This is a genomic window from Francisella philomiragia subsp. philomiragia ATCC 25015 (genome assembly GCF_000156715.1).
Taxonomy (GTDB): Bacteria; Pseudomonadota; Gammaproteobacteria; order Francisellales; family Francisellaceae; genus Francisella; species Francisella philomiragia.
This window is the reverse complement of record NZ_DS999312.1, coordinates 243,607-258,804: the sequence shown is the minus strand read 5'-3', so window position 1 is coordinate 258,804 and position 15,198 is coordinate 243,607. Positions and strand designations below refer to the sequence as shown.

Below are 15,198 nucleotides of genomic sequence, written 5' to 3'. Positions count from 1 at the left end.
AACATATCCAACAAATAGATAATATGGATACATAGTTAATGTTATAAAATTTCCTGCTATTAGATATAGGGATTAATTAGCGAAAAACAAGTGATATGGTTAAATTATCTAAAAATTATTAAAAGTTTTATATATTACTTATTACTAGCAAGTGTATATATAAATCCAGCCAACAAAGCCCATGGACAATTAAATATAAGATTGGCGTAAAACACATCATTTCCAGTATTTGATGCGAAGAAACCATCGCCGGAATAAGGCATTCTTATCATATAGTTAAAGAGTATAACTATCAAAGCCATAGCAGCACTTTTTATCCAAATATTCTTTGGAAATGGTGAAACAAGAAGTAGTGCCCATACACCTCCCCATATCATCATACGGTATAACTCTAGCTTTAGATCTTCATTTAGGCTTAAACTATGAGTTGTAACCAAAATCCAAATAATCTCTATAACCAATCCACTGATTAATCCTGCCATATAGGCAGTAAATACTTTACTCAACAAATCTCTAAAACTATTCATAACAGTTTCTCCAACCCTATTGCTGAATTGTCGCAATACTATAAATAACACCAGCAAGTAATGCCCATAAAGAATTAAAAACAATATTCATAACAAATACTGCTGTGCCAGCATTTATAGCAAAGAAACCTTGACCAGCTAATGGCATTTTAACCAAAAAGTTAAACAATATAACAGCTAAACCAATAACTATGCTTTTGATAAGAATATTTTTGGATATAGGTAATGCAAATAATATAGCCCAAACACCACCCCACACCATTAAGCGATAAAGCGTATATTTAAATTCATCATTAAGCTCAACTCCATGCTGACGAATAAAAATAAACAAAAAATATAAGACACAGGCACTAATTAATCCCGCCATAAAGCCCACAAAAGTTTTGTTTAAAAAATTTCTCATTATAATTGCTCCTTAATTTTTTCGTAACAGTAAAATTCATAACAACGGTACAGCGTAGTCCATAAAACTAACAATGTATAAATCAAGCCTAGTACAAATACTGTGCTCGGTAATAAAATCATAACTATAAAAAAGATAAATGTTTCGGCTCTTTCAATCAAACCTGGGCTATAGTAAAAGCTTTTAGAAGACTCTTTTTGACTGAATATCCCTACTAGCAAAAAACTACTAATACAAACAATAATAGACATCATCATTAATAAACCAACCCATGCAATATCAAGTTGATTGATAAAAATAACGATAATAATAAAACTCTCTACAAAACGATCACTTAATATATCTAACATAGTTCCAATTGATGATGAGCTATTTTGTAGACGCGCAACTGAGCCATCTAAAATATCTAGATATCCTGATAACAATAACAAAAACACACACAAGTATTGATTCATAAAAAATGATACTGCAGCAACTAAACCACAGATTAAAGATAGTATTGTAACCACGTTAGGAGCTATTATAGGCGCTACAAGCTTAGCAACATTATCAACGAAGATTTTCTGAAAAACTGGTCTGATTTTTTGTTCTATCATAACCTTTTACCAAATACTTTCATTAACAGTCTAACTAAGCGTCTAACTTTGTTACTATATAGTTTCGGTGTGAAATAACTTCCAGCAATTCTTTTGTTTAGCTCACTCAAAGTTGGATATGCCACAATATGAGAGGCTATATCTTTTATCTTTAATTTGTTTTTAATTGCTAAAGTCCATTGTACAATTAGCTCACTAGCGCTTTCACCAACAATAGTAACCCCTAATATATAACCTTTTCGGCTAACAGCCACTTTGACTAAGCCATTAGTTGCTAGACTTGCGACTGCTCTATCATTATTTTGATATGACAATTTCAGAATTTTTGCACCCTGATCTTGAGCCTGTGAGATATCTTGACCGACATGTGCGATTTCAGGGCTAGTATATATAGACCATGGTAAGCTACTATAATCAACTTTTGCTGGTAACTTGAATAAGATATTTTGGATCACTATACCAGCATGATAGCCTGCCACATGAGTGAACTGATACCCTCCAGTGACATCGCCTATAGCATAGATATTTTTATAGTTTGTTCTCAAGCGCTTATCAACATTTATACCTCTAGAAGTATATCTAACACCCACATTATCTAGATTTAACTTAGCTAAATTTGGCTGTCTCCCAGCTGCAACTAATAGATGCGAGCCTTCGTAGTACTTATCGCCACACCAAACATTTATCTGTTGATTTTGCTGTTCAATCTCTGTGATATTTACATTTGTAATTATATTGATACCTAGACGATCAAACTCCTTAATCACAACTTTGCGACATTCACTATCAAGCATACCTAAGATAGTATCTGAAGCTTCAAAAATTGTAACTTGGCTACCAAGCAAAGCATAAGCCTGTGCTAGCTCTACACCTATAGGTCCACCACCGATAATCATCAAATGTTCTGGTTTTTCTTTAAGCTCAAAAATTGTTTCATTGGTTAGATAGTCAATCGTATCCAAACCTTTAATATTAGGAATACTTGCTCTTGAACCAGTAGCTATAACAATATATTTAGCCTTGATAATTTTATCACCAGCTTTGACTGTATATCGATCAACTATCTCCGCATATTCTTGGATAACTTTGACGCCTAATTTCTCAAAACGCTCGACTGAGTCATGTGGCTCTATTTTTGCTATAGTAGCTTTGATATGTGCTTGTACCTTGGCGTAATCAATATCTATGCTATCTACATTTATACCAAAGTCTTTAGCCTTATTTAATTTTGTAATAACTCTTGAAGCTTCTATGATTGCCTTAGATGGCACACAACCATAATTAAGACAATCACCTCCCATCTTACCACCTTCACAAAGAACTACGCTTGCACCCATTTGTACCGCACCAGCTGCTACAGAAAGTCCACCTGAACCACCACCTATAATACAAATATCTGTTTTAATCATAGCTACTTTCTCTTTTTAATAATTACTGGAACAATTGACAGTACTGCCAAGGCTATTAATGGCAAAATAAATTGAGGCTCTAATATGATACCTAAGTTAATATCTGCTCCTTGCTGAATTACATAAGCAAAGCTTGTACCAACCCATACATAAACAACACTACCAGGAATTATCCCCAATAGTGTTGCCCAGAAAAAGTCTCTGAATTTCACACTAAACATCCCAGCAGCGATATTTATAATAAAAAATGGAAATATAGGTATCAATCTAAGTATTAATAAATAATTAAAGACATCTTTTTCAAAACCTCGTCGCATTTTTTCGATACTGCCTTTAGCCTTGTTTTTTAGCGAATCTCCCAACGCTGTTTTAACAGCAATGAAAACTACACTTGCTCCTAATGTTGCAGCCAATACAACAATAATTGAACCTAATACCAAACCAAATAGTAAACCACCTAACAAAGTCATAATAGTAGCCCCTGGTATAGATAATGCTACAACAACTATGTATGCAACCGAAAACACTAACATACAAGCTAAAAAATGCTGATTAGCAAAGTCCAATATTGTTTGATAGTTATTTTTGAGTGCTTCAAGAGATAAATACTGCTGTCCCCCAAAACTAAAGAAAGAGATTATGCCAATGATTAGTATTGCTATTGGAAAAAATTTATAAAATTTACTATTTGCCATTACTTCGCTATTATCTAATGTATCTAAATTACATAATATACTTATGCTCAAAGAAACTCATCAAATTTATTTAGCTGTAATTAACAAAGGAAATTATAAAACAGTATTTTATACCGAAGAAATTAAAACCCCTATTGGTAATCTCATTGCTATTGCTGATGATAATTACCTATATGCTTGCTTTTTTATTAATGATTCAAATATCTGCGCTATAGAAAAATTATTAAAAATTTATAATGCAAAAATATCATTCAAAACAAATGACATAACCAAACAAACCAGAAATCAACTTGATAAATACTTTGACAAAGAATTAAAAACATTTTCTATCCCCTTACGACTAACTGGTACTGACTTTCAAAAACAAGTTTGGCATGAGTTGATAAAGATCCCTTATGGAGAAACTATCAGCTATCGTAAAGAAGCTACAAATATTGGTAAACCAACTGCTTTTAGAGCCGTTGCTAATGCTAACGGTAAGAATGTATTGCCCATAATTATCCCTTGTCATCGAGTAATCAACTCCAACGGTAAACTTGGTGGCTATACTGGTGGATTATATAAAAAAGAGTTTTTGTTAAATCTAGAAGGTAATTAGCGCTTGGAAGCAACTCTTACATATAAGATTTTATTATAAAATTCTTTTTCTATGTAACCAAATCCATATCAATGGAATTGCTATAATTATAATATCCGCTACAACTAAAATCATTGTATATTGGAAGACATTCTTAACATGTGAGAAGCTTGGTGGAAATAACCCAAGTATAAAGCCTAACATACACATAAATATTGCAACTAAAGACATGGTTACAAGTAGCCAATTAGAATTTCTCCTACCTACATGAAATACTCGATGAGTATCTGGCTGCGTAAATCTAAGTCTAATCGCTGCAGCAAAAACCATTATCCACATAACTACAGTAAACTGTGATGTAATAGCAATTAATAATGCGAATGCTGCATATACTGATGGCATCACTAAGAATACCGAAGATAATACCAAAACTATCAAAATCTGAATAACTAGCATATTTACTGGCATACCAAATCTATTTTTACCTGCCATGATTTTTGGGAAAAGCTCCTGTTCTGCTGCTGTCTGCATACCACGAGCAGGCCCTAACACCCATGTACTAAGAGCCGCTAACATACCCAAACTTATCATTATCACAACTACAGGCTTAACATTACCTAAGCCTATTATGTTTAATACTTGTGAGATACCCTGTATCAGACCATTTAAAACATTAACATCTTGTACAGGAATAATAATAGTTAAACCAACCGTTGTTAAAATAGTTAATGATACTATTATCAAAGTAGCTATAAGTATTGATTTGGGAATATTTTTCTGAGGATTCTCGATATTTGTCATATGGAAAGCTACTGACTGAATACCTGAGTATGAAGATAAAGTCTTAACTAAAAGAGCATAAGTACCTACAGAAAACACTGGTAAAAGATCACTAAAACCATGATATTCCAAATTACTTTGCCCAGTAACTAAGAAATATACTGCACCAGAAATTAATAGTATTCCTGGAATTATCATACCAAATACTGCACCAATAATATTTAGCACAACAACTTTTCGTAATGGTAAGCAGTTAAATAAACTTATAGCGATAAATACAGCAACCATTATTAACCAAAAAGTAACACTTGTTTGAGTATTCTCAGCAAAACCTCTAAAGCCAATATATGAGAATGTAGCGATTAATGCTGTCACAGAACTTGGGAAGCCTACCACATTGTTAAACCACTCCAACCACATCGCAAGTACACCGGCTTTTTCACCAAGACCTGCTTTGACCCAGCTAAATACACCGCCATTATTTTGCGTTATCATACTACTAAGCTCAGCACAGATAAGTGATGTTGGTAACAAAAATGTAACTGCAGCAATTAGATAAAAGAAAACACTTTGTAAACCAATTGTTGCCATATAAGCTATCGAACTTAAACTAATTATCGCTGAGATATTTAGCATTGTTAGCGATAGTGTCGAAATTTTTTTGTTAGATATGCGCATAATTTAAATAAACCTTATATAAAATACTCTTGAACAGTTGGTCTTAGATTATATTCACTAGCTAAAACCTTACCATAAGCTCCTGCTGAATATATAGCTAATAAGTCACCGCGCTTTATTTTAGGAAGCTGATAATATTTTGCAAATACATCACTAGATTCACAGATAGGCCCAACTATATGATAATGTTGCTTTTCATCGACACTTTCATCAATCAAAGCCTCAATCTTGTGTTGCGCTTGATACAATGCTGGTCTAATAAGCTCTGTCATACCTGCATCTATAATCGCAAAATGAGTATCTTGAGTCACTTTATTAAATAATACCTGTGATACAAGCACGCCTGACTGCCCTACTAATGATCTACCAAGCTCAAAATGTAGCTTAACATCATCACAATATTCAAAAAACTCTCTAAATCTAGCAAAATAGTTATCAAAATCTACTATAGGATTCTGATGTGGATTTTGATAATCAATCCCCAAACCACCACCAAAATTAATATGCTCAATATTAATATCATTTTGCTTGAGAAGTTTTATATGCTCATTTGTCGTTATAGCTAGTGATTGAAAAACCTGATAATTCAATATCTGTGAACCGACATGATAATGCAATCCTATAATATTTATGTTGTCAAAGTTTTGAAAATCATTTTTTAACCACTTAAGAACATCAATAAAAGCAATACCAAACTTATCATCAAACTGCCCCGTACTTATATAATGATGAGTCTGTGCATCTATATTTGGATTTACACGTAAGCAAATATTTACCTGTTTATTCTTCAAGGATGCTATTTGGCTAATAACCTCTATCTCTTCTAAAGACTCACTGTTAAAAGCAAAAATATTATTATCAATAGCTAACTCAATCTCCCAGTCGGCTTTGCCTACCCCTGCAAAAACAATATGCTGAGGATCTACATTCTGCTCAAGCGCTCTTCTAATCTCACCTCCACTTACACAATCAATCCCCATACCATTTTTCTTAGCAATATTTACTATCTTTGGATGATGATTTGCCTTAATTGCATAATGAATCTCAGCGTTTTTGAAATTTTTATCTAATGCTTTTTTTGCACTAGCAAATGTATCTTCCAAAAGTGTACTATCGTATATATAACATGGTGTCGTGAGTTTATGCTCTCTTATATAATTAGCCAGTCTAGCTCTATCAAAAACTATATAGTTACTCATTTAATTATCCTTTTTAATATAAAATCGGCAAATGCCAATCATCTTGTACTTGTTTATAAACATCTTGAGTTAATTGCACCAATATAGGATTTTTATTCATATCCAAATAAGATTGAATATCTCTAATATCATCCTCTGCCATAGCAGTACATCCTTCTGTACCTGTCGTCGGAGACTTCCAGATATGCATAAAAATACAAGAGCCTTTTTTGGCTATCGCTGGATTAGTATTGTACAAAATCTCTACACCATATTTATAGATAGCAATCTCTGACATATTTTCAGCTGATAGCCAATCTTTATCATCAATAAGATTACTATTAACTATTTGGTTATAATATTTTGAATTACTATCATCTACACATTCGATTCCAGTTTTTAGCTGTATATATTCAACTGCCGAGATATTAGCAAATCCAAAAGTTTTACCAATATCGAAAATACCTGCTGGTGATTTACTATCACCTTCTTTTTTTAAGTCTGCATCTGCTAGACTTTGATATATGCTATCTGCCCAAGCTATGCCATTCTTACCAACTACTACAGTAGTCGCTAATTTCTTAGCCAACCAATTATTTTGATTGTCTTTTTCAAAAAACCAAAGCTTCCCCGATACACTCTGCCAATTTGATGTGGTTACTACAATTAATTGCTTAGCCTTTGGTATTTTTTGTATACTTAGATTTTGACTACCCATTTTGTCCTCCTAAACTTCAATCAATAAAATAAATTTAAAGAATAAGAGGTTTTCGCTTAGTGTATGTTTTATGGTTTTTTGGTATTAATGAATAATTTATTTTGAAATAAAAGTTTGAAATATACATACACTATTCTCCTGCTGTTAGAGGTTCCAAATACGACTCATAAAGTTATAACCAAATGACATACTCATGCTCTATTCCTTTTGGTTTAATTTAACGAAAAATATTATTTATCTCATTAGACTAAACAATAATCAATTTTTTGTAAAATATTTTTATATATGAAATTAGATTATTTGATTTTTATTAATAAAATATTATTATAAAATCATGTTAATTAAGCCAAGTTCGTTGTAAACTGATTTGGTAAAATGCAAACTTGTACATGTAGGATATTCTCTTATATGATTCATCATGAAAATTCATGAGGGAGTCGACTTCGTATATGAGAAATATTCTAAATAAATTTTCAAATCACAAAGGAGATGCATAAATGGATGCTCAAAAATATATTGATAGCGTAATCGCTAAAGTAGAAAAAAGAGATGGACATGAAAAAGAGTTCATTCAAGCTGTGAAAGAAGTTTTTTCTACTCTTAAGCCAGCATTAGAAAAAAATCCAAAGTTCATCGAAGAAAATATTCTAGAAAGAATCGTTGAGCCAGAAAGAGGAATTACATTTAGAGTTCCATGGATTGATAGAGATGGTAATGTTCAGGTTAATAGAGGTTACAGATATCAATTTAATGGTTCAATAGGTCCTTACAAAGGTGGTATTAGATTCCATCCTAGCGTATATTCTGGAATCATCAAATTCTTAGGTTTTGAGCAAATATTTAAAAACAGTTTAACTACACTTCCTATGGGTGGTGGTAAAGGTGGTTCTGACTTCGATCCTAAAGGCAAAACTGATGCAGAAATCATGAATTTCTGCCAAAGCTTCATGACTGAATTACAACGCCATATCGGTCCAGATATCGATGTTCCTGCAGGTGATATTGGTGTTGGTGGTAGAGAAATTGGCTACATGTATGGCCAATACAGAAGAATCCGTGGTGCTTTTGAAAACGGTGTATTAACTGGTAAATCTTTAGAGTCAGGCGGTAGCTTAATCCGTCCTGAAGCTACAGGTTATGGTGCAGTTTTCTACTTACAAAATATGCTTAAACATGACGGCGAAACTCTTCAAGGTAAAACTGTTGTAGTTTCTGGTTATGGTAACGTATCTTGGGGTGTATGTAAGAAAGTTGCTCAATTAGGTGGTAAAGTTGTTACTATCTCTGGTTCAAAAGGTTTTGTACATGACCCAGCAGGTATCACAACAGAAGAAAAAATTGATTTCTTATTACAAATCCGTGAAGGCAAAGTTTCTATGCAAGATTATGCAGAGAAATTCGGTGCTACTTTCCATGCTGGTCAAAAGCCTTGGGGAGTTAAAGGAGATATCGCTATCCCTTCTGCTACTCAAAACGAGATCGATGTTGAAGATGCTCAAAAGCTTATCGATGCTGGTGTTAAATATGTTGTTGAAGCATCTAACATGCCTACAACTAATGAAGCTATCGAATTCTTAATGGAGAAAGGTGTAATTCTAGCTCCAGGTAAAGCTGCTAACGCCGGTGGTGTTGCTACTTCTGGTTTAGAAATGTGTCAAAACTCTGCTAGAATAGCTTGGACTGCTGAAGAAGTAGAAGCTAAGTTAGAGCAAATTATGGCTAATATCTTTGATGCTTGTAAATTCGCATCTGAGAAATATGGTCTTGGCTACAACTTAGTAGCTGGTGCAAACCTTGCAGGTTTTGAAAAAGTAGCTAATGCTATGATCCAACAAGGTAGATATTAATATCTAAGAATATATTACTTATATACTGCTAGTGACTATTCAATCACTAGCAAAATCTGCTAAAATCATTCTCTCAAAGTTCTTTCTTAAAAAACAAATTGATTAAACAAAATAATTTTACGACTAATAATTATCAGCATAAAATAAGAATGCTTGTATTGCTTTCATTCCCAATACTAATGGGTATGAGTATAGATTTATTTGCACCATCTTTACCTGCTATTAGTACTTCTCTTAATACAACTGCTTCTATTTCAAAAATGGTGATATCAATATATCTGATAGGATATGCTATAGGCAATCTCCTAATAGGGATCATTACTGATGGTATAGGTCGTAAAGTTCTACTTAGAACATCATGTGTACTATTTGTCATAGTTAGCTTACTACCTACTCTAATACCAAATGAATATGTATTGCTAGGCTCACGATTTTGTCAAGGATTTCTGATGGGATCCATGGGAGTTGTTACTCGAGGTATTTTTTCAGATATTCTGCCACCTGAGAAGCTTCTAAAACTTGGACCAACAATGGGATTTTTATGGGGATTAGGACCTATTGCAGGACCTATAATTGGAGGCTTCTTACAAGATGCTTTTGGTTGGAAATCTGGATTTTACTTCTTCAGTATCATAGTAGCCTTGCTGACAATATTAGTTTTCATCTATATCCCAGAAACACTTAGTAAAAAATCAAAACTAAGTACAGCCAAAATCAAACAAGATATAACCGAAGTGATAACTAATAGAGAGTTTATGACTCTCTGTATAGCAATGGGAATAGCCTATTCACTTATCATTAGTTTCAATACCTTAGGCCCTTTTTTAATTCAAGATGTAATGGGATATTCAGCTGCATACTTTGGTAAATTAGCTATATTTTTAGGCTGCGCTTTCCTACCAGCACCAATACTTGGGCGTAAATTATTAGATCACTACTCTGTTGGTAAAATATTTTTTGTAGTTATCCATTTATTCATAATCCTTACTGCTATCTTCTTTATAATTAGTCTAATAAACAATAGTATATCTTTGATTATTATTGCTACCATGGCTGTTTACTTCACATGTGGATCAATCTTTCCATTATCGATGGGAAAAGGTATCTCAATGTTTCGCCATATCCCTGGAACTGCAGCAGCAATTATGTATTTTGTGAATATCTCAATGACTAGTTTGACATCATTTTTACAGAGCTATGTGCATGCTCATAATATTACAAACATTATAAGTATTTACTTGATTTTAATGTTTATAATTGTTGGGTTATACTGGTATAAACTAAAGGATCTTTAAATCTTATGTCTATCAAAAATTATGATGTAATAATAATCGGTGCCGGTGCGGCTGGGCTTATGTGTGCTATAGAAGCAGCCAAAAGAGCTCGTGATGTACTAGTATTAGACCATGCTAATAAAATAGGCAAAAAGATTCTAATGTCTGGTGGTGGAAGATGTAATTTCACAAATTACAATATCGCAGCCGATAGATACTTAGCTGATAATCAGCACTTTATGAAATCTGCTCTATCAAGATATACTCAATGGGACTTTATCAGTCTAGTTAGTGAGTACAACATTCCTTATCATGAGAAGACTCTAGGCCAACTTTTTTGTGATAACAAAGCTAAAGATATCGTTAATATGCTGTTAGATGAATGCCAGAAATATCAAGCTAAGATACAGTTGCATACAACTATTGATAACATTACAAAAAAAGAAGACATGTTCTATCTAACAACCAGCGCTGGTGAATATATATGTCAATCACTAGTGATTGCTACTGGCGGTTTATCTATACCTACTATGGGTGCAACTGGATTTGGTTATAAAATCGCCAAAAAATTTGGCTTAAAAGTTAATCCTCAAAGAGCTGGTCTAGTACCTTTTATTTTTAACTCAGAAGATCAACAAAAATTTGGACAACTCCGTGGTGTATCAACTTATTGTAGAGTTTCAAATAATCGAGCAAGTTTTGATGAGAATATCCTTTTTACACATAAAGGATTAAGTGGTCCAGCCATTTTACAAATATCATCTTATTGGTACTCAGGGGAGAGTGTTGAAATCGACCTTTCTCCAAATGCAAATATTACTGATTTTTTAACTTCAAAAAAAGAGCAAGGCTCAAAAGTCACACTAAAAAACACTCTATCAGAATTACTGCCTAAAAATCTTATTAATGCATTTTTTGAGAACTCTCTACTTGAAAAAAAAATATGTGATTTATCTGCGGAACAGATAAATAAAATTGACCAACAGCTCCATCAATGGATAATATATCCTCAGACAACTGAAGGCTATCGTACCGCAGAAGTTACATTAGGTGGTGTTAGCTGTGATGAATTATCATCTAAGACTTTAGAAGCCAATAAAGTCAAAGGATTATACTTTATCGGTGAAGTTATCGATGTAACCGGATGGCTAGGTGGATATAATTTTCAGTGGGCTTGGGCTTCTGGTTGGGCCTCGGGACAAGTTGTATAAATTTAATCGCTAAGCTATAATTAACTAAATATTTTTCGGGTCAAATATTTTAATATGAAAATACCTAACGAGAAAGAATTCGCTATAAAAAAAGCTATTCTAAAAGCTATTGAGCAAGGCTATAGTGTTGCTCAGTTAGCAGATGGTTTTGGAGTCTCTAGAAGCCTAATATACAAATATCGTAGAGTACTTAGAGATCAAGGTTTCATCAGAAAAAATGAAAATGATATGTATGTCATAACCGAGAATAAATTTTCAATGAAACCCGAAGCTCCGAAGACTGCTAGTCTTGATTTAAAATATGCTGATTTAAATGACCCTAATACTTATTCTGAACAAAATCAACCTATCGAAACTGTAGATAATGAAACTTTTTCTGATGAAAGCCATCAGCAAGATAATAGTTTAGCAACTGTAGAGTCGATTCAAGATTCTGTAGAACAAATGCAAAGACTCAATGAAATAAAAAAAGCTAATAAATTACGAGCAAAAAAAGGGTTTCTAAATAAGGTATTTGGAAAAATTAAAAAAATTATTTAATAAGGGAGTTACAATGTCAAAAACTATAGAAAATATTGCAGAATTTGCGCAAAGAAATCATATATCAGAAGAAACTGTGAAAGAATTGGTTACTCATTTTGCTAATGATGCTGAGAAAATCCAAAAATTTATACTAGAAAAAACAGAATGTATTTTTGATGCTAATATTAGAGATTTAGAGCTTAAAGAAGCTCTTAAGAATCTTAAATAACTCTTTTCTTCTAAGATAATTATCTAAGCTGCTTGTTTTTGGCTAGTATTTCCTAAATTCTTCAATGAGTTTTTAGCATTGACAATATTTGGACTATAAATATCCTTTGAATCTTCTAGAGCCTTTCTTACTATACTTATATCTTGAGCTGGAGACTGTGACTCTTGTAAGTTCGCGTACAATAACGCAATGATACCAGCAACATGAGGTGTAGCCATAGATGTGCCTTGCATATAGCCATACTCATAGTTATTTAATGTAGAGTAAATCTGTGCTGTTTTGCCATAATTATAACTATCTCCACCAGGAGCTCTAACAACTAGACTGTTTACTCTCCATTTTAGAATTCCATCAGGAGCATAGTATGTCGAGTAAGGTGCTAACAACCCTTTTGGTCCTGTAGATTCAACAACTATCGCATTTATATCTCTACAACCTGATGGTATGTCATTAAATAAGTTTTTGCCATCATTACCTGCAGCAATAACTACTGTTACACCCCTTTCATGGGCAGTCTGAATAGCTTCTTTCCATGCTGGGCATAGTGTACCCATATAGTTATCTCTCCACTCATCTTGACTGACTATAGGCTGTCCTGTATATGGATCAATCCTAGACATTCCAAGACTTAAGTTAATAACTTTAACCGGAGCTTTGTTGTTCTCTAGATATTGGCCACTACTATTTTTTGCATATACCTGTGCTCCAGCTGCCCATTTGACAGACTCTAATATAGCGTATGTATCACCACTACCATCATCTCCTAGAGCTCTAATAGGCAAAATCTTAATACCATCTATCGCCCCTGCTACACCTTTAACTTTAGGACCATTTGCAGCTACTGTTCCGGCTACATGAGTCCCATGAAAACTACCATTATCATAGATATTACTAGATACTCTTAGCTCTCTATTTTTCATAAAGAAATAATAATGACTATAATCTCTATCTATTTTTTTTGATATATCTTCAGGAGCGGCATATGCTAATCCTGAATCAATTACAGCAACATCAACTCTCTTTGACCTATCTAAAACCAAATCCCATGCACCATATGCATCGATTCCACCAGTGACTTCTTTAGGGCTCTGCATATCCCACTGTTGTCCCCAACTTATTATGTCATTTTGAAAGTCCACTGTATTAGCTGCTTGTGTGTTGTTTAAATCATAAGCATACATTTTTGAATTTTTTGGGATAGCATATTCAACATTTGGATTACTATCCATAAAACTTTTAGCAGCTGCATAAGCATTACTGTTTGATGCCTTTTGCGCCGCACTACTTGATTGAGTCTTTAAACTTGTAGTAGTTGGCTGTAAAGGCTGACCATCGTTTACTTTTACAATTTTTGTTCTCGAATCAATCTCTTCAAGGACTTGATAATTTTGGGCTTGACTAGTGCCTATAGAATTAGCACTAAATACAGCTCCAGTTTTATTTTGATTATCTTTATATTTAACAATTAGCTCAATATCGTTTGCATACGCTGAGGCATACAAAGAAGCTCCTATTAAAAATATTTTTTTAAACATATCTTCTGTCCTTAAGTTTTATATTTCACAAATTGTAAACCATTATTTATTTAAATGGTTTACAATATCATTATATAAAAACAACTCTTTTTAAATATTTTTACAGCAGCTTAAATATTTAAATTTTTTCTTATTTTGACTATTTAGTAGACTTAAAATAAACTAACTCAATGAAGTGAGTTTGATTTTATAAATATGGATAACAAAAAAAATATTCTAATAACAGGTTGCTCGCATGGTGGCATTGGCTACGCAACAGCCAGCTATCTTCGAGATAAAGGATATCAAGTTTTTGCTTCTGCTAGAAAGCAAGAAGATGTAGATAAGCTCAAAGCTGAAGGCTTTGATACTTACTTGATAGATGTCACTAATTATCAGCAGGTTGATCAGACCTTAGAGGCTATTTTAGCTAAAACTGGTGGCAAATTAGATGCTGTATTTAATAATGCTGGATTTGGACAAGTTGGCGCATTAGAAGATATCGATACGCAATTTATCAAAAAGCAGTTTGAAACCAATGTATTTGCGGTACACAATCTAACTAACAAAGCTATAAAAATCATGCGTAAACAAGGTTATGGGAAAATAATACAGCATAGTTCAATATTAGGGCTTATTGGTATGAGGTTTCGCGGATCATACGTGGCTAGTAAATATGCACTAGAAGGTATGACTGATACTATGCGCCTTGAACTTAGGGATACTAATATTTTCATTAGCCTATTAAATACTGGACCTGTAACAAGTAAATTTAGAGAGAATGCTCTAAAGACTATCGATAATGTTGAAGTAGAAAATTCACCTCACAATAAAGAATACTATAGAATAATGCTTGGTAATCACAAACCTATCCCTTTTAACCTACCAGCAATTGAAGTAGCTAAAGTTGTTGAAAAAATTCTTGTAGCAAAAAAACCAAGACCTAGATACTTTATAACAAAAGCAACTTGGATTATGACAACTCTCAAAAGATTTTTGACAACAAAAGCTTTCGACAAGGTTGTAGGAAAGTATTAACC

At 33.1% G+C, this 15,198-nt stretch carries 16 protein-coding genes; 7 read left to right on the top strand and 9 right to left on the bottom strand.

Going from position 1 to position 15,198, the window contains the following annotated elements; translation table 11 throughout:
- Nucleotides 1-134: 134 nt before the first annotated feature.
- The 5 genes from FTPG_RS03950 to FTPG_RS03930 are packed head-to-tail and all read right to left on the bottom strand — an operon-like array spanning nt 135 to nt 3,630.
- Nucleotides 135-527: a hypothetical protein gene (locus FTPG_RS03950; protein WP_035722300.1), complete on the bottom strand. Its 393-nt coding sequence runs from the start codon at nt 525-527 to the stop codon at nt 135-137.
- 16 nt (nt 528-543) lie between these two features.
- A complete protein-coding gene (locus FTPG_RS03945) occupies nt 544-930 on the bottom strand; it encodes a hypothetical protein (RefSeq protein WP_004287132.1) in 387 nt (128 codons plus the stop codon).
- Entirely contained in the window at nt 930-1,526 is a 597-nt protein-coding gene (locus FTPG_RS03940; protein ID WP_004287131.1) for a CDP-alcohol phosphatidyltransferase family protein, read from the bottom strand. The genes FTPG_RS03945 and FTPG_RS03940 overlap by 1 nt, the downstream gene beginning before the upstream one ends.
- On the bottom strand, nt 1,523-2,935 hold the full coding sequence (locus FTPG_RS03935; protein ID WP_004287130.1) for a dihydrolipoyl dehydrogenase family protein: 1,413 nt from the start codon (nt 2,933-2,935) through the stop codon (nt 1,523-1,525). Before FTPG_RS03935 ends, FTPG_RS03940 begins: the two co-directional genes overlap by 4 nt.
- 2 nt (nt 2,936-2,937) lie before the next feature.
- Nucleotides 2,938-3,630, bottom strand: a complete 693-nt coding sequence (locus tag FTPG_RS03930; protein ID WP_004287129.1) for a TVP38/TMEM64 family protein — start codon at nt 3,628-3,630, stop codon at nt 2,938-2,940.
- A gap of 43 nt (nt 3,631-3,673) precedes the next feature.
- On the opposite strand from FTPG_RS03930, the gene FTPG_RS03925 reads away from it, so the two are divergent.
- On the top strand, nt 3,674-4,228 hold the full coding sequence (locus FTPG_RS03925) for a methylated-DNA--[protein]-cysteine S-methyltransferase (protein ID WP_004287128.1): 555 nt from the start codon (nt 3,674-3,676) through the stop codon (nt 4,226-4,228).
- Between the two features lie 33 nt (nt 4,229-4,261).
- Here FTPG_RS03925 and FTPG_RS03920 read toward each other — a convergent pair whose 3' ends face one another.
- Genes FTPG_RS03920 through FTPG_RS03910 form a run of 3 tightly spaced genes read right to left on the bottom strand, consistent with a single transcriptional unit; the run spans nt 4,262 to nt 7,561 of the window.
- Nucleotides 4,262-5,665 (bottom strand): APC family permease, encoded by a 1,404-nt coding sequence (locus FTPG_RS03920; protein ID WP_004287127.1) that lies wholly within the window; start codon nt 5,663-5,665, stop codon nt 4,262-4,264.
- 14 nt (nt 5,666-5,679) lie between these two features.
- The gene (gene lysA, locus FTPG_RS03915) at nt 5,680-6,864 is read right to left on the bottom strand and encodes a diaminopimelate decarboxylase (protein ID WP_004287126.1); all 1,185 of its coding nucleotides are present in this window, start codon (nt 6,862-6,864) and stop codon (nt 5,680-5,682) included.
- Between the two features lie 13 nt (nt 6,865-6,877).
- On the bottom strand, nt 6,878-7,561 hold the full coding sequence (locus FTPG_RS03910; protein ID WP_004287125.1) for a L,D-transpeptidase family protein: 684 nt from the start codon (nt 7,559-7,561) through the stop codon (nt 6,878-6,880).
- A 497-nt stretch (nt 7,562-8,058) separates the two neighbouring features.
- On the opposite strand from FTPG_RS03910, the gene gdhA reads away from it, so the two are divergent.
- The 5 genes from gdhA to FTPG_RS03885 all read left to right on the top strand — a co-directional run bounded on the left by gdhA (nt 8,059) and on the right by FTPG_RS03885 (nt 12,644).
- The gene (gene gdhA, locus FTPG_RS03905; RefSeq protein ID WP_004287124.1) at nt 8,059-9,408 is read left to right on the top strand and encodes an NADP-specific glutamate dehydrogenase; all 1,350 of its coding nucleotides are present in this window, start codon (nt 8,059-8,061) and stop codon (nt 9,406-9,408) included.
- A gap of 98 nt (nt 9,409-9,506) precedes the next feature.
- Nucleotides 9,507-10,703: an MFS transporter gene (locus tag FTPG_RS03900; protein ID WP_234367213.1), complete on the top strand. Its 1,197-nt coding sequence runs from the start codon at nt 9,507-9,509 to the stop codon at nt 10,701-10,703.
- 5 nt (nt 10,704-10,708) lie between these two features.
- Nucleotides 10,709-11,893, top strand: coding sequence for a BaiN/RdsA family NAD(P)/FAD-dependent oxidoreductase (locus FTPG_RS03895; RefSeq protein ID WP_004287122.1), 1,185 nt, complete (start codon nt 10,709-10,711; stop codon nt 11,891-11,893).
- Between the two features lie 54 nt (nt 11,894-11,947).
- Nucleotides 11,948-12,433 carry an FTL_1293 family small RNA FtrC-regulated protein gene (locus FTPG_RS03890; RefSeq protein WP_004287121.1) on the top strand — a complete coding sequence of 162 codons (486 nt, stop codon included), beginning with the start codon at nt 11,948-11,950 and terminating at the stop codon, nt 12,431-12,433.
- A gap of 13 nt (nt 12,434-12,446) precedes the next feature.
- Nucleotides 12,447-12,644 (top strand): hypothetical protein, encoded by a 198-nt coding sequence (locus tag FTPG_RS03885; RefSeq protein WP_004287120.1) that lies wholly within the window; start codon nt 12,447-12,449, stop codon nt 12,642-12,644.
- Between the two features lie 23 nt (nt 12,645-12,667).
- Here the strand turns inward: FTPG_RS03885 and FTPG_RS03880 are convergent, their stop codons facing one another.
- Nucleotides 12,668-14,179, bottom strand: coding sequence for a S8 family serine peptidase (locus tag FTPG_RS03880; protein WP_004287119.1), 1,512 nt, complete (start codon nt 14,177-14,179; stop codon nt 12,668-12,670).
- Between the two features lie 195 nt (nt 14,180-14,374).
- On the opposite strand from FTPG_RS03880, the gene FTPG_RS03875 reads away from it, so the two are divergent.
- Nucleotides 14,375-15,196 carry an SDR family NAD(P)-dependent oxidoreductase gene (locus tag FTPG_RS03875; protein WP_004287118.1) on the top strand — a complete coding sequence of 274 codons (822 nt, stop codon included), beginning with the start codon at nt 14,375-14,377 and terminating at the stop codon, nt 15,194-15,196.
- Nucleotides 15,197-15,198: the final 2 nt, after the last annotated feature.